Raw genomic sequence first — 18,560 nt, forward strand, 5'->3', positions numbered from 1 at the left:
GTTAAAGAAGAATGATCAGATATTTAATTTTTTCAGCTCTGATACCGCATGGTCTGCTGCGCGGGCAGTCATGGCCATATAGGTAAGAGAAGGATTCTGGCAGGCTGCGGATGTCATGGCCGATCCATCGGTGATATATACGTTTTGCGCATCCCATACCTGGTTCCATTTATTCAGTACCGAGGTTTTAGGGTCTTTACCCATGCGGGCAGTGCCCATTTCGTGAATGCCGCGACCCAGTATGGCTTCGTTGTTATACGTATGCACATCTTTTACACCGGCAGCAGTGAGTATTTCTGCGGCATCGTTCATCATATCTATCCGCATCTTCAACTCATTCTCTTTTGCTTCGGCATCAATGACAGGAACAGGCAAACCCCATTTATCTTTCTTCGCCTTATCCAGGTATATGCGGTTGTCGTGATAGGGTAGTACTTCACCAAAGCCCCCCATGCCCATGCTCCAGCGTCCGGGTTCGCTCAGGGCATCTTTGAAATCACCACCAATGTTCAGTTCGGCAATATCCCGGCTCCACCTGTCGCGGCTGGCACCACCCTGGTAGCCAAAGCCACGCAGGTAATCGCGTTTATCTCCGTTCAGGTTGCGGAAGCGGGGTATGTAAATACCATTGGCCCGGCGGCCGTAGTAGTATTTATCTTCATAACCTTCTACCCAGCCGGAAGCGCCTACGCCCAGGTGATGGTCCATCAGGTTATGTCCCAGTTCGCCACTGCTGCTGCCTAAGCCTTCGGGCCATATGTCGGTGGCGCTGCGCATGAGTATGGCAGCCGTGTTGATGGTAGAAGCGTTGAGAAAAATAACCTTAGCGTAGTATTCGTATGTTTTATTGGTTTCTGCATCCAGTACTTCTACGCCGGTAGCCTTCTTTGTGTTTTTATCATACAATACCCGTGTTACAATGCTCCAGGGGCGAACGGTAAGGTTGCCTGTTTTGGTAGCAGCGGGCAGGGTAGAGGACTGTGTGCTGAAGTACGCGCCAAACGGGCATCCCAGCCAGCATTTGTTCCGGTATTGACAATTCACCCGGCCTTCGTGTTGTACGGTAATATTGGCGGTGCGGCCAATGATCATGTGGCGGGTGCCTTTGTAATATTCTTTAATACGGGCGGCTACATCTTTTTCCACTATGTTCATTTCCATAGGGGGGAGAAACTCGCCATCGGGTAGAATGTCCACACCATCCCGGTTGCCCGAAATGCCTGCAAACTTTTCTACATAGCTATACCAGGGGGCCAGATCGGCATAGCGGATAGGCCAGTCAATACCGTGACCATCTTTGGCGTTGGCTTCAAAGTCGATATTGTGCCAGCGATAGCTTTGCCGGCCCCACATCAGTGAGCGGCCGCCTACGTGATAACCCCTGAACCAGTCAAAGCGTTTGGCTTCAATGTACGGGCTTTCTTTTTCGTCTACCCAGTAGTCGAGGTTGGTTTCGTTTAACGGATAATCGCGTTTGAGTACGGGATAGGCTTCTTCCATTTTTTTGGTATGCCCGCCGCGGTGTTCGTAGTCCCAGGGTTCTTTATTCGCGTTTACGTAATCCTTGATGTGTTCAATGTTACGTCCACGTTCCAGTAATAAAGTCTTTAACCCTTTTTCAGTTAGTTCTTTAGCGGCCCAGCCACCGGAAATGCCAGAGCCTACAACAATAGCGTCGTACGTGTTATTTGCCATGTTGGATGATTTATTTAATGACAGCAACTTGTTTACAGCCGGCAAAAGCTGCGTTAGTTATTCTCAGGAAATAAATGGGGTAGTGGCAAATGAAGTCAGGCTATGGTCAATGCAATCGTATAGTTTTCGTCATAGGATGAGAGTCAGTGCCACTGTCTCATTTTGAGACAAATCTCATGGAATGATATTTTATATCCAAATTTTTTTTCAGATTTAACATTAGAAATTTTGTTGCAGGCCGTAGCGAAGGGCTTCGTTGTATTTGGCCATGTCAAAGCTGTATACAATAGGAGAGCGGCTGTTGCTGGTATTGCTATCGCTTTGTTTTACCAGTATATCGTAGCTGTGCATTTTGCGCTGGAAGTTGCCACGGTGCAGTGATTTGCCCAGTATCACTTCGTACAGGCGTTGCAATTGCGGCATGGTAAATTCTTTGGGCAGCAGGTTAAAACCTATCGGGCTGTTATTGAGGTTTTTACGCAGGGTTTCCAGGGCGCTGGTGAATATGGTGTGGTGGTCCATCATCAGCTCGGGCAGTTCATCCACGTTGCACCATTCACATTGTTCGGATATTTTATCTACGCGTGGTTTAATCTCTTCATAGTTTACCAGGGCGTAAAAACCAATGGAAATAAAGCGCTGGCGTTGCCAGAAGTGTTTGGGTAAATGGCTGAAATCGCCTTCGGAGCGGCCTATTTCGCTAAACACTTTAAACTGTTCCAGGAATATTTGTGGTGCCCCTGTTCTTGCTTTTAAGATGCGGCTGGCGGCTTCGTGTATGTCCTCGTTCTTTTTCATATAGCCGCCGGGCAGGCCCCATTTATCCACACCCTTCATTTTCAGTAATAACACTTTCAGGGATGACTCGTGAAATCCGAACACCACACAGTCTATGGAAATGTGAGGAACACAAATTTCATATGCACGGTTACTGCCTTGCTCGAATAAGTCTGCAATTGTCATGGTACAAAATAAATGAAAAAAGAATGGAAGCAACAACAGCAGGGCAATTGCATGGCGGGTGAATGCAGGAATATGACAGTAAGCTTACTTTTTTTTGCGATTATTAGCTATGGCCAGTGTGCTGCTATAGCTGAAACAGGCCGGTGACTGAGCGGGGCAGATGCATCAGTTAAATAAATAATACGGCTTCCCATTTAATTACGCTATCTTTAATGGGATATCATTTGAGTATATCAGCATCTTGTAGTGAACGATTCGCGCTAATCTGTTTATCCTTCCTTACCTCCTGCTTTTCGTCTCAGATCCTTTTTTCTCCCATTAAAACTTACGGGATGAATATTTACGTTTCCAATTTGAGCTTCGGTGTAGATACCGATGAATTAGTAAAACAGTTTTCCCAGTATGGAAAAGTGGCTTCAGTAAACATTGTTACGGATAAATTTACCAATCAAAGCCGTGGCTTTGCATTTGTTGAAATGCCGGAGCAGCAGGAAGCTGAAACTGCTATTAAAGAATTAAATGGCTTTACACTGGCAGGCCGTACCATTCAGGTAAATGAAGCCAGGCCAAGGGAAGAGCGTCCACGACGCGATAAAACTTTCTATTAACAGTAATAAAAGGAAGTGAATCATGGGCTTCCTTTTATTTTACAATTCTGATGGATGACTGTAGCTGATACTTATGCGCTTCTTAGCAGCAGAAGCTTTTATGAAAAAAACGGAACAAAAAAATTCCGGTTCGATGCCAGGGGATTAATTATTGACAGGTGTGCTTCGGTGCCTTTTTTTATTTATGAAGAAAGCGGTAGTTGCTACATCAGTATTTCGCCCGGTGTGTTTTTAGAAAGCGACCTGCGTATAGATTGTGCGCATGCCGATGGTTGTACTTTTCACTTTTACGGAAAAGAAACGGGTCTTGAAGCACTTGTGCTTGAATAGTTTAACGGTGCAATTCAGCTGTATATGAAAAAAGATATTGAACAAATTAATATTGAGTTTAACGTAGCAGCGCAGAAAAGTTTTTTTAATGTATGTGAAAGGTTTGAAATGGATTTAGGAAGGTGCAGGCATGAAAATGAATATATACAACTGCATGCTATGTATGTGGAATTGTTAAAAAGCAGCCTGGAAACAGCTGCCTTTTCAATGATAGAACAATATAATAACATGTACGACGTGTTTCTGCTTCGGAAGGCCGTAACCGTGCACATAGATCGTTACCTGGGCGAATTTAGATTTAAATATCGCCTGGACGTTTAAAAATGTTAAGATGAATACAGTAATTACAGGAACCGGTAGCTATATTCCTGAGCGGGTAGTGACCAATAATGATTTTATAGAACAGGATTTTTTTGCAGAGGACAAATTGCAGATTAAGCAGGATAAGAAGGTGGTAATAGATAAGTTTGAAGCTATTACAGGCATTAAAGAGAGAAGGTATGCCGATAATGGCATGAACGCTTCTGATCTGGCTACCATTGCAGCTGAGCGAGCCATTGTAAATAGCCAGATAGACAGGGAAGCGCTTGATTTGATTATTGTGGCGCATAATTTCGGCGATGTTTCGCATGGCAACCGGCAAGCAGACACTGTGCCTGCACTGGCCAGCCGCGTAAAATATGCGTTAGGTATTAAAAATGCTTCCTGCATTGCCTTTGATGTTTTGTTTGGTTGTCCCGGATGGCTGATGGCGTTAATGCAGGCCGACGCTTTTTTTAAAGCAGGAATGTCCCGTAGTGCGCTTATTATTGGCGCCGAAACTTTATCGCGGGTATATGATCCTTTCGACAGGGATAGTATGATTTTTAGTGATGGGGCCGGAGCAGCCGTATTGGAATATATACAAACCGAAGGCGGGGTACTGGCCAGTAATGCGTTAAGTCATTGCCAGGAAGAGCTGGGGTATTTGCAAATGGCGCCTGGTAATCATCCCGAAGCCTGTTCTCAAACCCTGCAACTGAAAATGAAAGGAAGAAAAGTGTATGAATATGCACTAAAGCATGTGCCGCTGGCTATGAAGGCTTGTGTAGATAAAAGCGGTGTAGCTATCACAGATATTAAAAAGGTATTTATTCACCAGGCAAATGAAAAAATGGATGAAGCCATCCTGGATGCTTTTTTCCGCCTGTACAATATGGAGGCGCCTGAAAATAGCATGCCTATGAATATTCACGACCTGGGAAATAGCTCTGTGGCTACCATACCTACATTATATGATATGGTAGTCCATGATTACTATCAGCAACACAAACTGGAAAATGGCGATGTGGTGCTGTTTGCTTCAGTAGGCGCGGGTATGAATATTAACGCCGTTTGTTACAGGTATGTAAAATAATTAAGGTTTAAATGCTTCCACATTTGTAGCAACAGGTCCTTTGGGGCCTTTTCCTATATTAAACTGAACCTTATCGTTTTCGCGTGCATTGAATGTAAGTTCTGATGTATGCACAAAAATGCTTTCCTGCGAAACGTGATCGGTAATAAAGCCAAAACCTTTATCGTAGTTGAAGAAGGTGATAGTGCCTGTTCTCAATAAGTCAACCGGTATATCTTCCATTTTAGGAATGGCAATCATCATGTCTTCTTTTCTGAATACCTGCTTTTTGCGTGGATCGGCTGGTTTGTCGGCCAGGTTGCCATTTTCATCTACATAAGCCAACATGTCTTCCAGGCTTTTTCCTTTCTCCTTATTGGTTTTTCGTTCCAGCATCTTGTCTTTCTTGTCCATTTGTTTTTTAAGACGCTGTCTTTCTCTTTCTCTTTTAGTAAATGTGTCTTGCGATTTTGCCATATTGAATTGTTAAGTGAATAATACAAAACCCCGTACTATTCTGTAAAGAACAATACGGGGCTTGTTTGCATTATATATGGATTACCATTTATTGTTGCGAGAATAGCCACCGCCACCGCCGTTGCCACCTCTGAATCCACCACCACCATTAGATGATTTTGGTTTATCCTGTGCTTCGGCTGCTCTGATGTTTCTACCGTTCAGGGAAGTTTCATTCAGATTGCTGATAGCTGCTTCTGCTTCTGCCTTGTTTTCCATTTCCACAAAACCAAAACCTCTGCTGCGGCCGGTTTCTCTGTCGTTAATAATATTTGCGGAAGTAACATTGCCATAGGCGGAAAAAGCTTCATGCAAATCTTCATTCTGAACACTAAAGTCCAGGTTTGAAACGTAAATTTTCATACAAAAAAAATTAAAATAATACTGAGTAAAGCAATGATTGACCAGCTGTGTGCGACTATTAGAGAAGACTTAAGATGATGTCGATGCGAGGCTCAAAAAATAAATACTTAGCAAATGTAATGAATATTTATTAGAAGTAGGCTTTTTATTTTGAAAAAACAGGCAGGGGTGCAGGAATCTGTATTGCCCCGCTTATTTTTTATCTGCGATATTCCGTTTAATTCTGCTGATGGTTTCAGGAGCCAGCCCAAGGTAGGAAGCTATCAGGTTTTGTGGTATCCGTTGCAACATTTCGGGATGCTGTTGCTGCAGCTGCAGGTATTTTTCTTCGGCGGTGTGCGTGATAGTGCTCATGAGCCTGCGTTCTTTAGTAAGTATGCTGTTCTGGTATAAGATACGGAAATAACGCTCCATAATAGGCACTTTAGCCAGCATGGCTTCATAGTTGTCTAAGGTAATGGCCAGTATCTCAGTAGGTTCTATTGCTTCTATATTTAACAGGGCGGGGGTGCCACGCAGGAAACTATAAAAGTCAGAGATCCACCATCCTTCCCAGCCAAACATATTGATGTGGTCTTCCCCTTTTTCATCTACGTTGTAGGTTTTGATTAATCCTTTTACAATAAAGCTTAGCTGTTTGCACACTTCGCCTTCCTGTAGCAAAAACTGTTTCCGTCTAAATTTCTTTACAGTGAAAAAGGATGGTACAGCTTCTTTATCCTGTTCTGTTAAAGTGGTTTTAGTTTCAATATGAGTAAAAAGAAAGTCGAACATATGTTGTTACGCTGGCATGCACGAATGCTGTTAAACGATGGTTCTTTGGTGCAATTTAATAAAAATTACTTCCGGGTTCATTGGTAAAGCATGCTGGTAACTGCGTATAGTAAAATGCCTGCAAACAGGATAAGTGTTTGCAGGCATTAGAGGGTGCATTGTTTTACAAGTATGATTTATCTGCTCTACAATGCTGTAAGCCCCGATATTTATGGTATCAGCCTTTCGCTGCGCATTTGTTCAAACAGTTCAAAGAAGGTATCCCGCGTGCTTTTATAGCCGGTAAAGCCCAGCTTCCTGCTTTTACTCATATCTGTCATTACTTCCAGCGGACGCCCTAAATCCAGATCGGTGTGCCATGCAGAAGTCAGCCGGTTGATATCTGTTTCCTGTAATCCATTCGCTGTTGCTATGTTTTGCCATAGGTCTTTATAGTCTTTCATCGTTTCCTCCAGTGGGTGAATGGTTCCCTGATAGCCTGCTGCTTCTATGCCAAACCATTGCGCTATCTGGTACCATAACCAGTTCCACCGGAATACATCGCCATTGGCAATGTTAAAGGCTTCATTCTGTGCGGCTGGGGTGGTGGCTGCCCATAGTAACTGTTCTGCTAATATCCGGGCGTCTGTTACGTCCGAAATACCATTCCATTGCGCTTCCGAACCGGGCCATACAAAAGGCAGGTTTTGCTGTTTGCAAATGCTGGCATATACAGCCAGGGTGCTACCCATATTCATGGCATTGCCTATGGCTTTCCCTATTACGGTATGCGGGCGGTGAATGCTCCACGTAAAGCCATCGCGTTTGGCGGCGGCGTATACTTCATCTTCCTGCGCGTAATAAAAGTTATCCAGCGGCAGGCGGGGATGCTCTTCCCGCACGGGCGTTTGTGGCAGGGTGCCTGCTTGGGCATATGCTTCAAAGGGGCCGAGATAATGTTTTAAACCGGTTACCAGAGCCACATGCTTTACGGATTTGTTAGGAGATAATACATCCAGCAGGTTGCGCACCAGCGCACTGTTTATACGAATGTTCTCTGCTTCGGTATCGTTACGCATCCAGGTGGTAAAGAACACATGGGTGGGATGTATGTTGTCCAATCCTTTTTGCAGGGATGCTACATCCAGCAGGTTGGCGGCTACGGGTATTACGCCGTTACTGTTAAGGCCGGCATTTCTGGACAAGCCATAGGTTTGCCAGCCATTGCTTACCAGCAGATCGGCAAGATTGCTTCCTGTAATGCCACTGGCGCCTACTACCAGGGCTATGTTGTTGTTGCTCATGACGGTGTATGTTTTAATGAAACACTGAAAAACGGGTTCAAAATTATCTCCGCTTTTACTGGCCGGGGTTGATCTGTGGCAATAAATAGGCTTGATCTGGATCAAGCGTAATGGCTGTTTACCAGGGAAACACTTATTGGTATAGTGACTCGTTTTAAAGTAGTTGGATAGCTTAATGTGACAGTAAAAAGCCGGAAAAATATTCCGGCTTTTTACTGTAAGCAGCTTGCGAAGAAAGCATGCTGTTAAAACTTATAATTAATACCTGCCTGTCCCACAATGCCGCCTTTTTCGTACGATACTGTAGGAATGCGGTCATTCATTTTAGAGAATTGATTCAAGCCTAATTGCTGGTCGTTGGTAAATGTTTGCAGCTTTTGACTAACGGCCATGCCTGCAATCAGGTAGATGTTCCAGCGCCTGTTAAAGGTGTGGTCATACATAAGACCGGTGGTAACCCCCTGCAACTGTAAGTACTTGCCAGTGCCGGTATAGTCATGCACGCGAAAGTTGCCTGTTTGAAAGCCTTGTGTAAAGGCTAGTGTCTGGTGTTCGTTGAACTTATATTTAAGAGAGGTGCGGAAAGGGATAAAGGCTTCTAAGCGCCAGTGTTTGCTAATAGTCCAGTCAATATCCGGTAAGGGAAGTAGGTTGGTGCCTGCATAGCTTTTGGAATAAATGAGGGTTACACCTATCCGGAAGTTTTTCGACTGGCGAAAACCAAAGCGCATGCCGGCTGTGTAGTAAATGTCTTCTGCATTCAGGTCGCCACGAAAATCAGAGCCTACCCCTGCATTGGCCAGCACGGTGAGGTTGGTGTTTCGGTTGAACACATAGGTCATGAACACAGGAATAGTAAACGAATGGAAATTATCAATGCCAATCTGCTTTTCGCCATTGAGGTATAAACCCTGGTAGCGCAACCCTGTTTTAATAAACAGGGGGTGTTTGGTTTTCATGGCGCGATAAATAGGGGTGCTTACATCCACAACGGCCTGGTTCATGGTAAAGGTGTTGTTATCTGTTCCGGGTGCCGAAACCAGGTAAGATACATTCACGCCGCCCAATAGGGGCGCGGCAGTGGTAAGGGGCTGGCTCAGGCGTTTGCTGAGCGAGTCGCTGGTGGTGGTTTGAGAATAACTACGAACCGAGATTACGGTAAGAATAAACAGAAATGTCTGTTTCATATCAGGTGGTTTGTGTGGTGAGGGACTGCTGTGTTTTTTTCTTACGGTGAATGAGCCTGTCAATGATGAGGTACATGGCCGGCACTACAAACAGGGTAAGGATCATAGAGCTGGTAAGGCCCCCAATGATCACCCATGCCATCCCGTTTTTAATTTCCGATCCTGCACCATTGGCCAGTGCTATGGGAAGCATACCTAATATCATAGCCAGCGTTGTCATCAGGATGGGGCGCATACGCTCTTTGCCGGCTTCTACCAGGGCTTCGTGAACAGGCTTCCCTTCTGCTTTTAACTGGTTGGTAAAGTCTACAATCAGGATTGCATTTTTAGATACCAGACCCAGCAGCATAATGATGCCGATGATGGAAAAGATGTTCAGCGTTTCCATAGTCAGGGCCAGTGCCAGCAGGGAGCCGATCAATGCCACAGGGATGGAAAACAACACCACAAAGGGATAGACCGCATTTTCATACAAAGCCACCATAATCAGGTAAACCAGCAGAATGGCGGTAAGCAGCGCCATGCCCAGGCTGCCAAAGGCGTCTTGCTGGTTTTTGGTATCGCCCAGGAATTCGTAGTGTATACCCTCGGGTATGGTTACGGTGGCCAGTTGTTTTTTAATATCATCTGCCACGCTGCCGGTAGGGCGACCTACCACGTTACTGTTAACGGTGATATTGCTTAACCGGTTTCTGCGTTGCAGCACGGTTTCGCCAGTACTGAGGTATACATCCGCAAACTGATCTAAGGTTACATTGCCACCTTGCGGGGGACTGAAAGATAAGCGGCGTATATCTTCCAGTGTGGCGCGGTTGCTGGCTTCAAAGCGTATCATCAGCGGGTATTCATTGCCTTGCTCGCGAAACTTACCATTGTCGTCACCATTGAAAGCATTCTGTAAAGCCGATCCTACTTTACGGGCGTCAATGCCCAGCAGCATCATTTTATCGCGATGCAGGTGCAGGGATATTTCTGGTTTAGGATCTTTTACCGATAGCTCTACCGATTGGGTGCCGGGAATAGAGCTTATGATGTTTTTATACGTATTGGCTACCTGGCGCACCTTTTCCATATCGGTGCCTTCAATAGCTATTTGTATAGGAGCGGCAGAACTGTTGCCACTGATAGAGGTGGATGCAGCGCTTACTTTTACACCAGCCAGTGTTTGACTCAGTTGTTTTTGCAGTTGAATACCAAATTCATCAGAAGATACACTGCGTTGTTCCCTGTTTACGATGGTAACCGATATTTCGGCCTGGTTGCTGTTACCGGAAGAGCCTGCCACCGTACCGGCTACAAAACCCACGCTGGCAAAGGTGTTGATTACTTCGGGGTGTTTGCGAATCATTTGTTCAGCTTCACGCGTAACCATATTGGTCTGGTACAAAGCAGTGCCGGGGGCTGTTTCCAGTTTAATCAACAACTGGCCCTGATCGGATACGGGAATAAAGGCAGCGCCTATAAACCCTTTTGCCAGTAACATAAAAGAGCCTATCAACAGTATAATAACGCCGGATAATAACCAACGTTTTTTGCCTAGCAGGAAGGCCAGCATTTTACCGTAGTCGTTTTTTAGCCCGGTGATAAAGGCTTCAAAGCCCAGGTTCATTCTGCCCCATAAGTTGCCTTTGTTCAGGTGTTCTAAGCGGCCAAAACGACTGGCCAATAAAGGTGTAATGGTAAAGGATACAAAAAGGCTCATGAGGGTAGAGAATACCACCACCAGCGAAAACTCTTTCAGTATAGCGCCGATAATACCACCGGATAGGGCCAGTGGCAAAAACACTACCACGTCTACCAGTGTAATGGCCAGTGCCGTAAAACCTATTTCGTTCCGTCCTTCCAGTGCGGCTATCCTTCTGTCTTTACCCATTTCCAGGTGGCGGTAAATATTTTCCAGTACTACTATGGAATCATCTACCAGAATGCCTACTACCAGCGACATGGCCATCAGCGACATCAGGTTTAAAGAAAAGCCGCAGAAGTACATGGCAATAAAAGTGGGAATGATAGACGAAGGCAGGGCTATCAGCACAAACATAGAGCTGCGTACGCTGTGCAGGAAAGCCAGCATTACCACGCCTACAATCAGTATGGCCAACCCCAGGTCTTCCATTACTGCATTGGCTGCTGAAAGGGTATAGGTGCTTTGATCGGCTGAGATGGTAAAATGTATGCCTTTGGTAGCGTATTGTGTTTCCAGCTCGCTAAACTTTGCTTTTACTGCTTTGCTGAGGTTAACGGCATTGGCATCGCTCTGTTTAATTACCTGTATACCTATAGAAGGGGTGCCGTTAATAGCATTGACGGCAGTGGCATCGACGCTGGCATCGCTGATGCTGGCTATATCTTTCAGGTATACCGTTCCGCCTTTATCATCTGTGTAAATGATAAGGTTGCGCAATTCTTCTACGGACACAATATTGGCATCGTAATGAATAGATAGCAGTGATTTATCTGTTTCCAGGCTACCCGCCGGGAACGACTGGTTGGCATTGGTAATAGCTTGTGTCAATTGTTCAATGCCTATGTGGTAGGCATTGAGTTTATCCTGCCGGATGTTTACCTGTATCTGTCTTTCATCGCCACCTATAATGTTCAGCTGGCCCACGCCCGGCACATTTTGCAGGGCAGGTTTCATTTGCTTATCTACCAGGTTATACAAGTCACGGGCATCCATGTTGGCTGTGATGCCGGCCTGTATCACCGGTGTTTCTTCCAGGTTTACTTTTTTCACCAGGGGCTTGTCGGCGGTAGTGGGCAGGTCGTTGATGCTTTGGTCAATTTTACGCTGGATGTCGCGTTCTGCATCATCTACGTTCATCTCGGGCTTTAACGTTACGGTTACTACGCTCACGCCTTGCTGCGAGGTGGCATTGATCTGGTCCAGCCCTTCTACAGAAGCCAGTATGTCTTCCAGTTTTTTAGTAACGGAGGTTTCTACTTCTGTTACTGCTGCACCGGGATACACAGTACTTATGGTAACGGTGTTCACCTGTATTTTGGGTAACAGGTTGTAGTTGAGTTTGAAATAACATTGTATTCCAAACAATATCAACACGCTGAATATAACAGTGATTAAAAGCGGCCGTTTAACGGCTATTTCGGTAATGGACATGCTGTATTTTATTGGGATACACGAATAAGGGCGCCTTCCTTCAAATTAATCTGGCCGGATATAATCACCTGGTCGCCTGCTGCCAGTCCGCCTGTTACTTCTATCTTTTCATCCAGTTGTTCGCCTGTTTGAATTTTACGAAGGGTTACGCGGTTGTTGCGGATAAGAAAAACGCTGGCATCACTGAAACTGCCGGTGATGGCTTCGCGCGGTATAGTAAGTGCCGCACGGCTGCTATTACCGGCAAACACCACTTTTACAAAAGTGCCGGGTAACAGCGCAAAGCTGCCGGTGTTGTTGGGCAGGGTTATTTCGGTAAGATAGTTGTGTGCCGCATCGGCCGTGGGGCTGATAAAGGTGATGATGCCGGTAAACGTATGCTGCGGATACACGGCTGCTGTCAGCTGCACTTGCTGTCCTTGCTTTACTTTGTACACTTCCATTTCAGAAAGGTTTACCTGCACTTTTACTTTTTCGGTATTGACAATAGTGGCTATTTGTGCACCTGCATTTACATAAGCGCCTGTTTCCACATCTTTTGTTTGTATAATGCCGCCGATAGGAGCTTTGATGTTGGCATCGTCAAACTGTTTGCGGTAGGTGGCTTCCTGGCTGGCGGCATCACTGTATTGCTGTTCCAGGTCTTTTACTTTTTGTGCGGTAGTGGCTTTACCTTCCAGCAGCTCTTTATAGGTTTGCACATCGCCAGCCAGTTTGGTTTTGTTGGCGGCTGCTTTTTCAATGTCTATCAGTGTGGCGCTGTTATCTGTAACGGCCAGTAGTTTGCCCTGTGCTATATGATTGCCCAGTTCAAAATACATGTGGGTAATGTTGCCGCTTTTGCCTGCCAGTACCTTGGCTTCTTTAAAAGCGGAGATGTTGCCGGTTTTTTCTATGTTAACAGTAAGGGTATCAGTAATGGCAGCTGCTATTTTTACGGGGATAGCTACTGCAGTAGTATCTTTTTGTGCTTTGCGGCTATCCAGTTCTTTTTTGTTGCCGGCCAGCCGGAAGATGATAAACAGGATGGCAAGCAACAACAGGCTAACCGTGATCAATGTTTTTTTCATATCAGATTCTATAAGGCGTTATAATAGTTTTTAAGTGTGCCGTTGGCTTTTTCCAGGTCCAGTTGCGCAGTGTAAAAGCTGTAAAGCGAGTTGAGAAAATTGTTCTGCGCTTCGCGTAACGAGTTTTGCGAGTTCAGCCAGTCGGTAAGGTCTGTAACGCCTTTCTGGTATTGCAGATCGGTGCTTTTAAACACCGACTTTGCCAGCTCAATATTGCGATAGTCGTTTTGAACGTTCACAGCTGCCTTTAACAGGGTGGTTTTGGCATTCTCATATTCCACCCGGTATTTATCGGCATCTATTTTCATATTCTCCTGCGCATTCTGGTATTCGATGCGCGCCTGTGCATACTGGGCGTTCTTTTTAAAGCCATTGAACAGGGGAATTTTCAGATTAAGGCCGATAACAGATAGGGCATTAAAACTGCTGAACGATTGGCCCAGTTTGTCGCCAAAGCCATTGGCGCCATAACGTGCGTAAAAAGACAGGGTAGGTAGCTTGCTGCCGTTTTTTTGCCGGGCGCTGATATCCAGTAGTGCAGCTTCTATTTCAGATGCCTGGTAGTCGGTACGGTTTTGTACACGAAAGGTGTCGGCCGTTTGCGCATTCAGCACGGGTATTACTTCGGCAGATGCGAGTGTGTCAATGGTGAGTACATCGTTTAATGCGTAACCCATTTCGTTTTTCAGCTGGGTGCTGGCCAGGGATAAATTCTTCTCCGCTACGTTTATTTGCGACAGGGTGTTGTTGTAATTTACCTGTATCTTATTGCGATCCACTTCCGCAGTAACACCTTTATCAACCCCCAGGTTAGCAATCTTTAACTGCTCGCTATAGGTGTATTCGTTGGCGTGCAACAACTGTAGCTGCAACTGGTAAATATGCACCTGCTGGTAGGCATTGCTGATATTGTATATGATGCTTTCTTCGTTGTGCTGTATGTTAACGTCTGCATTCTTTTTATTGTACTTACTGGCTTGAAGGCCCGTGATGGCAGCCTGGTCGTAAATGGTTTGGTTCAGCTCTACCTGGGCAGTGGTGTTGTAGCGTTTGGTAAATGCTACCTTCGTGTCAGTGGGGCCGAACAGGCCGGCGGGAATAATGCTCACCTGTGGCTTAATGTTATCTGCCAGTCCGCCGGTGGCCTCTATTTTAGGCAGGTAATCTGCCAGTGCTTCCCGGGCTTTTTGTTCCGATGCGCGTTTCTCATTTTCATATACCCTTATGCTGCGGTGGTTGGAAAGACCAAAGGCGATACAGTCTTTCATATTCCATGTTTTCTGCGCTTTGCCTGAAAAGGGGATGTATAGAAACAGTGATAAATAAAGAAGAGGTCGTTTCATGCAGCAAAGCTGCGTGTTAGCCTTGCTGGCGGCTAACGCTTTTACTACGAAACGGACAAAATAGTGAAAGAAGCGTACGGAAAGAAGCGGTACGCTTTCACATTAGTAGTCGGTGGTTAGCCATTCGAGAAAACCCGACATCTTTTCTTTGCTCACGGTGATGGTTTCCGGAGTGTCTACGGTGAGTGTAACAGATAGCTTGCGCGACAGGTAGTTGCTGGCATTTTGTATGGCTTTACGGTTGACCAGGAACTGGCGGTTGGCGCGAAAGAATAAAGGCTCGGCTAACCGGCTGAGTTCGTCCATACTTTTAGTGGTGGTCATTTGCCGGCCGTCGAATGTGTTTACATATACGGTGCTGCTTTTGAGATAGAAATAGGCTATGTCGCGCAGGTTTACAGGAAATATCTGGTCTTTATGATAAATGAGAATAGCGGTAGTATCCAGGTCTTTTTTACTGCCCAGCAATTGCTTTAAATCGGCATAGTTTACGGCAGGCGCAGAAAGCTTTTCTTTTAATGCATGATATTTTTGTAAGGCTTCGGCAACGCTTTCTGTAGTAAAGGGCTTGAGTATATAATCAATGCCATTGGCTTTAAAAGCTTCCAGGGCATAGGCATCAAAGGCGGTACAGAATACCACCGGTATGTTCAGCGACACCTGTGCAAATATTTCAAAGCTAAGGCCATCACCCAACTGTATGTCCGAGAAAATAAGGTCGGCGTTTATATCTTTGTTTAAATACGCTATAGCTTCCCTGACGGAGGGAAGTATGGTTAGTATGCTGGCATTGGGCTGGCATTGCAGAATAGTATCTGCCAGGTCTTTGGCTGTTAATTTCTCATCTTCTATGATGATAATCTTCATAAGGAAGTACTTTTATTTGTACGGTGAACAGGCCGTTTTCCTGGTGCATAGGCACCGGATCGCCGGATAATAACTGATAGCGCTCTATCAGGTTTTTCAATCCTTTCCTGCTAGGGGTATCCAGTTGTGGTTTTAATTGCAGGTTGTTTTCTATCGTAAGCCAGCCATCATGATACTCCACGGTAATGCGTAGCGGTGCATATTCGGTGGCTTCATTATGTTTTATGGCATTTTCAATCAACGATTGCAGTGAAAACCCTGGTACTGCACCGGATTGCTGAACAGCTTCCGGTATGCTCACCTGGCAGTGCAGTGCATTATCAAAGCGTATCTTCTGCATAATAATATAATCTTCACAAAGCTTTACCTCATCTTTCAGGCGCGCTACCTGGTGCTGGCTGTCGGTGAGAGAGGCGCGCATAAAGCTTACCAGGTGCGTAAGATAAGCTTCACCAGCATGCACATCTTTTTTATACAGGCTTTTCATCATACTCAGTGCATTGAATAAAAAATGCGGATGTATCTGCTGTCTGAGTAGCTGATTGGCCGATTCCAGTTGCGATTGTTTTAACAGGGAGTTTTCTATACGTGCCTTTGTTTTTTCATGTTCCAGTATCACTATCTCATGTATAGAGGATATGATAGGAAATTGCATGAGGGACTGTAGTAATATGCTGGGAATAGCGCTGCTTAGTTGCCAGGGGATTTTTTCATGGCTATAAAAACGGTGGGCCAGGGGTTCGGTAAGCATAAACAAGCCTATGCAAAGCAGAAAACCTACCACCAGGCGCAATACCTGGTTCTTCTTTTCGCTATGGCCGGTGAAGCGCAGGAACGTCCATATATTAATACCTGATATCAGCAGAGTTCTGATGAATACCGTAATTACCGATTCGTAATTGGCCGAGGTGCCTAACTTAAACACATTAATAAATGAAAACGCATAACCCGATAGTATGAAAGAGGTGATAACGGATGCAAGTATTAATTTCCGGATAAGTATATTCCTGCCCATGCTGTAAAATTACGCGAATTACGTCCGTCTTTTTCGGGGTATGCCCTAAACGGACACATTGTTGCCTAAAACGGACAAATACTGGCCGAAGCCTGTTTACATATGCCTTTCATCCAATAATTAGGGCCATTTATGTATTTTGTTTTTTATTTGTTTACCAACCCTGTTTCAACATCGGAATGGTTCCTTAACTTACAGCAATCATTCTACAGATTGCTATGAAAAACTATTACTAACTGTGAATAAAGGCGCGTTGGATATTACTAAACATTGGCTACAGCAAATGGCGGAAGGCGACGAAGAAGCTTTTGCGCAGTTGTTTGATGCCTACAGGCGCCGCATATATACCTATATTATTAAAGTAACAGGATCGGCTGAGCTGGCCGAGGATGCTATACAGGATATCTTTTTAAAAATATGGAAAGACCGCACCAGGCTGGGCCACGTAGAAAATTTTAACGCCTACCTGCACCGGATGGCACATAACTACGCCTATTCGGGTTTTCGCAGCATGGCCCGGGAAGAGCTGATTATGGCCGAGCTGAAAAAAGAAACCTCCCCCGAAACTGCCCATCCGGAACAAATATTTTTATCTAAAGAGGTGAGGGCGCAAATTCTCGAACTGGTAAACCAACTGAGCCCACAGCAGCGGGCTGTGTTCCTGTTAAGCAAGGAAGCAGGCCTGAAACAGGAAGAAATTGCGCGTAAGCTGGATATTTCGGTGCTTACCGTTAAAAAGCATATGGGCATTGCCGTGCGCATATTGCGGGAAGAAATTCGCGGCCGTTATGGCATTTTGATAGCGCTGCTGATAAATTTTTAAAAAAATCGGCTTTTTCACTACTACCTTTTTTTTCCACCGGCGTCATATGTTACCGAAACATGTAACACATGGTATCTGCTACGGCAAAACTAACTGCTTTATTTCAACAACATCTGCAAGGAAAATTGTCTCCGTTAGAGAAACAGGAGCTGGCCGCATTATCGATGCAGGAAGAGCTGCAACCCTTATTGCAGCAACTGACAGAGGATGCGTGGCATACGGCCGGCGAAGAGTTGGATCTGCTGCCGGAAAAGGTGGAAGCCACCCGGAAATTCCTGGCGCAACAACGGCGTGATGAAAAGCGCACAGTCTCCTTCCCCCTGGTGGGCCGCAAATGGTGGTGGGCTGCGGCCAGTTTGCTGTTTTTACTGGCATTGGGATTATTACTTGCCATCAATCGTGATCACGTAATTGACCGCACGGCTTTATCGGAAGATATTCGCCCGGGCGGCAATGGCGCTATTCTTACATTACCGGATGGCAAACAGGTGCCGCTGGACAGCAATCATAACACAATACCCTCAACCACCCGCGGTAAAGCTTTACCTGCCGCGTCATACACCATCAGCACTACCCGTGGCAAGCAATTCCAGGTGGTATTGCCCGATGGCTCACGTGCCTGGCTAAACACAGCTTCTTCCATTACTTATCCGGCTGTGTTTAACGGGCATGCCCGTAAAGTGAGTATCACCGGCGAGGTGTATTTTGAAGTAACCACTTTATCGGCCAGCAAGCCTTTTGAAGTAAGCTGTAACGGGCAAACCGTAACTGTGTTGGGTACGCAGTTTAATGTAAACAGTTATAATGATGACAGCCTGGTAAAAACCACTTTGCGTGAAGGCAGGGTGCGGGTAACCAGCCGCGCAGGCAATGTGTCGCAGGTGCTGGAGCCGGCACAACAGGCCCAGGTGGCAGCCAATGGAACAATGGAGGTAAAAGAGGTGAATGCCGATGAGGTGATGGCCTGGCAGGCAGGTTATTTTAATTTAACCAATGTGCCTTTTCGCGAAATGATGCAACGATTGTCGCGCTGGTACGATATAGAAATAAAGTACGAAACCCACATACCGCAGATAGAGTTTGAAGGCCGCCTGAACCAATCGGTAAACCTGTCGCGCGTGCTGCAATTTTTAAAAGAATCGGGCGTGCAATACCGCCTGGATAATCATACACTTATTATTCTGTAATTTATTAAACCAATTTTTTATGAGATAAGGAGAACCTGAAAAA

The 18,560-nt window shown here is 45.4% G+C and carries 18 protein-coding genes; 6 read left to right on the forward strand and 12 right to left on the reverse strand.

Annotated elements, in window-relative coordinates; genetic code table 11:
- Nucleotides 1–15: 15 nt before the first annotated feature.
- Together FLA_RS07450 and FLA_RS07455 are read right to left on the reverse strand one after the other, a co-directional pair.
- The gene (locus FLA_RS07450; protein ID WP_076379890.1) at nt 16–1,695 is read right to left on the reverse strand and encodes a GMC oxidoreductase; all 1,680 of its coding nucleotides are present in this window, start codon (nt 1,693–1,695) and stop codon (nt 16–18) included.
- 219 nt (nt 1,696–1,914) lie between these two features.
- A complete protein-coding gene (locus FLA_RS07455) occupies nt 1,915–2,658 on the reverse strand; it encodes an NUDIX hydrolase (RefSeq protein ID WP_076379889.1) in 744 nt (247 codons plus the stop codon).
- Nucleotides 2,659–2,990: 332 nt separating this feature from the next.
- Between FLA_RS07455 and FLA_RS07460 the strand changes: the two genes are divergently transcribed.
- Genes FLA_RS07460 through FLA_RS07475 form a run of 4 tightly spaced genes read left to right on the forward strand, consistent with a single transcriptional unit; the run spans nt 2,991 to nt 4,992 of the window.
- Nucleotides 2,991–3,266 carry an RNA recognition motif domain-containing protein gene (locus FLA_RS07460; protein WP_076379888.1) on the forward strand — a complete coding sequence of 92 codons (276 nt, stop codon included), beginning with the start codon at nt 2,991–2,993 and terminating at the stop codon, nt 3,264–3,266.
- A 54-nt stretch (nt 3,267–3,320) separates the two neighbouring features.
- Nucleotides 3,321–3,596: a hypothetical protein gene (locus FLA_RS07465; protein WP_076379887.1), complete on the forward strand. Its 276-nt coding sequence runs from the start codon at nt 3,321–3,323 to the stop codon at nt 3,594–3,596.
- Between the two features lie 24 nt (nt 3,597–3,620).
- A complete protein-coding gene (locus FLA_RS07470; protein ID WP_076379886.1) occupies nt 3,621–3,917 on the forward strand; it encodes a hypothetical protein in 297 nt (98 codons plus the stop codon).
- A gap of 10 nt (nt 3,918–3,927) precedes the next feature.
- Nucleotides 3,928–4,992, forward strand: a complete 1,065-nt coding sequence (locus tag FLA_RS07475; RefSeq protein WP_076379885.1) for a 3-oxoacyl-ACP synthase III family protein — start codon at nt 3,928–3,930, stop codon at nt 4,990–4,992.
- Here the strand turns inward: FLA_RS07475 and FLA_RS07480 are convergent, their stop codons facing one another.
- The 10 genes from FLA_RS07480 to FLA_RS07525 all read right to left on the reverse strand — a co-directional run bounded on the left by FLA_RS07480 (nt 4,993) and on the right by FLA_RS07525 (nt 16,507).
- Nucleotides 4,993–5,448 (reverse strand): cold-shock protein, encoded by a 456-nt coding sequence (locus FLA_RS07480; protein ID WP_076379884.1) that lies wholly within the window; start codon nt 5,446–5,448, stop codon nt 4,993–4,995. It abuts the gene before it with no gap.
- 81 nt (nt 5,449–5,529) lie between these two features.
- Nucleotides 5,530–5,850: an RNA recognition motif domain-containing protein gene (locus tag FLA_RS07485; RefSeq protein ID WP_076379883.1), complete on the reverse strand. Its 321-nt coding sequence runs from the start codon at nt 5,848–5,850 to the stop codon at nt 5,530–5,532.
- A gap of 192 nt (nt 5,851–6,042) precedes the next feature.
- Nucleotides 6,043–6,624 (reverse strand): Crp/Fnr family transcriptional regulator, encoded by a 582-nt coding sequence (locus tag FLA_RS07490; protein WP_076379882.1) that lies wholly within the window; start codon nt 6,622–6,624, stop codon nt 6,043–6,045.
- Nucleotides 6,625–6,833: 209 nt separating this feature from the next.
- Complete coding sequence (locus FLA_RS07495) at nt 6,834–7,907, reverse strand: SDR family oxidoreductase (protein WP_076379881.1); 1,074 nt, start codon at nt 7,905–7,907, stop codon at nt 6,834–6,836.
- 245 nt (nt 7,908–8,152) lie between these two features.
- Nucleotides 8,153–9,094 (reverse strand): DUF6268 family outer membrane beta-barrel protein, encoded by a 942-nt coding sequence (locus FLA_RS07500; protein WP_076379880.1) that lies wholly within the window; start codon nt 9,092–9,094, stop codon nt 8,153–8,155.
- A 1-nt stretch (nt 9,095) separates the two neighbouring features.
- On the reverse strand, nt 9,096–12,212 hold the full coding sequence (locus FLA_RS07505) for an efflux RND transporter permease subunit (RefSeq protein WP_076379879.1): 3,117 nt from the start codon (nt 12,210–12,212) through the stop codon (nt 9,096–9,098).
- 8 nt (nt 12,213–12,220) lie between these two features.
- Nucleotides 12,221–13,282, reverse strand: a complete 1,062-nt coding sequence (locus FLA_RS07510; protein WP_076379878.1) for an efflux RND transporter periplasmic adaptor subunit — start codon at nt 13,280–13,282, stop codon at nt 12,221–12,223.
- A gap of 8 nt (nt 13,283–13,290) precedes the next feature.
- Nucleotides 13,291–14,550, reverse strand: a complete 1,260-nt coding sequence (locus FLA_RS07515; RefSeq protein WP_197705869.1) for a TolC family protein — start codon at nt 14,548–14,550, stop codon at nt 13,291–13,293.
- Nucleotides 14,551–14,727: 177 nt separating this feature from the next.
- Nucleotides 14,728–15,492 carry a LytR/AlgR family response regulator transcription factor gene (locus FLA_RS07520; RefSeq protein WP_076379876.1) on the reverse strand — a complete coding sequence of 255 codons (765 nt, stop codon included), beginning with the start codon at nt 15,490–15,492 and terminating at the stop codon, nt 14,728–14,730.
- Nucleotides 15,467–16,507, reverse strand: coding sequence for a sensor histidine kinase (locus tag FLA_RS07525; protein WP_076379875.1), 1,041 nt, complete (start codon nt 16,505–16,507; stop codon nt 15,467–15,469). Before FLA_RS07525 ends, FLA_RS07520 begins: the two co-directional genes overlap by 26 nt.
- Nucleotides 16,508–16,745: 238 nt before the next feature.
- Between FLA_RS07525 and FLA_RS07530 the strand changes: the two genes are divergently transcribed.
- Both FLA_RS07530 and FLA_RS07535 read left to right on the forward strand, forming a co-directional pair.
- Nucleotides 16,746–17,330, forward strand: coding sequence for an RNA polymerase sigma factor (locus FLA_RS07530; protein WP_076379874.1), 585 nt, complete (start codon nt 16,746–16,748; stop codon nt 17,328–17,330).
- Between the two features lie 68 nt (nt 17,331–17,398).
- Entirely contained in the window at nt 17,399–18,517 is a 1,119-nt protein-coding gene (locus FLA_RS07535; protein WP_076379873.1) for a FecR family protein, read from the forward strand.
- Nucleotides 18,518–18,560 lie beyond the last annotated feature (43 nt).

This window comes from Filimonas lacunae (assembly GCF_002355595.1).
Classification (GTDB): domain Bacteria; phylum Bacteroidota; class Bacteroidia; order Chitinophagales; family Chitinophagaceae; genus Filimonas; species Filimonas lacunae.

Excerpts from the sequence above, each read along its gene's own strand:
- FLA_RS07450 (WP_076379890.1), bottom strand. The coding sequence starts at position 1,695 with ATGGCAAATAACACGTACGACGCTATTGTTGTAGGCTCTGGCATTTCC.
- FLA_RS07455 (WP_076379889.1), bottom strand. The coding sequence starts at position 2,658 with ATGACAATTGCAGACTTATTCGAGCAAGGCAGTAACCGTGCATATGAA.
- FLA_RS07460 (WP_076379888.1), top strand. The coding sequence starts at position 2,991 with ATGAATATTTACGTTTCCAATTTGAGCTTCGGTGTAGATACCGATGAA.
- FLA_RS07465 (WP_076379887.1), top strand. The coding sequence starts at position 3,321 with ATGACTGTAGCTGATACTTATGCGCTTCTTAGCAGCAGAAGCTTTTAT.
- FLA_RS07470 (WP_076379886.1), top strand. The coding sequence starts at position 3,621 with ATGAAAAAAGATATTGAACAAATTAATATTGAGTTTAACGTAGCAGCG.
- FLA_RS07475 (WP_076379885.1), top strand. The coding sequence starts at position 3,928 with ATGAATACAGTAATTACAGGAACCGGTAGCTATATTCCTGAGCGGGTA.
- FLA_RS07480 (WP_076379884.1), bottom strand. The coding sequence starts at position 5,448 with ATGGCAAAATCGCAAGACACATTTACTAAAAGAGAAAGAGAAAGACAG.
- FLA_RS07485 (WP_076379883.1), bottom strand. The coding sequence starts at position 5,850 with ATGAAAATTTACGTTTCAAACCTGGACTTTAGTGTTCAGAATGAAGAT.
- FLA_RS07490 (WP_076379882.1), bottom strand. The coding sequence starts at position 6,624 with ATGTTCGACTTTCTTTTTACTCATATTGAAACTAAAACCACTTTAACA.
- FLA_RS07495 (WP_076379881.1), bottom strand. The coding sequence starts at position 7,907 with ATGAGCAACAACAACATAGCCCTGGTAGTAGGCGCCAGTGGCATTACA.
- FLA_RS07500 (WP_076379880.1), bottom strand. The coding sequence starts at position 9,094 with ATGAAACAGACATTTCTGTTTATTCTTACCGTAATCTCGGTTCGTAGT.
- FLA_RS07505 (WP_076379879.1), bottom strand. The coding sequence starts at position 12,212 with ATGTCCATTACCGAAATAGCCGTTAAACGGCCGCTTTTAATCACTGTT.
- FLA_RS07510 (WP_076379878.1), bottom strand. The coding sequence starts at position 13,282 with ATGAAAAAAACATTGATCACGGTTAGCCTGTTGTTGCTTGCCATCCTG.
- FLA_RS07515 (WP_197705869.1), bottom strand. The coding sequence starts at position 14,550 with ATGAAAGACTGTATCGCCTTTGGTCTTTCCAACCACCGCAGCATAAGG.
- FLA_RS07520 (WP_076379876.1), bottom strand. The coding sequence starts at position 15,492 with ATGAAGATTATCATCATAGAAGATGAGAAATTAACAGCCAAAGACCTG.
- FLA_RS07525 (WP_076379875.1), bottom strand. The coding sequence starts at position 16,507 with ATGGGCAGGAATATACTTATCCGGAAATTAATACTTGCATCCGTTATC.
- FLA_RS07535 (WP_076379873.1), top strand. The coding sequence starts at position 17,399 with ATGGTATCTGCTACGGCAAAACTAACTGCTTTATTTCAACAACATCTG.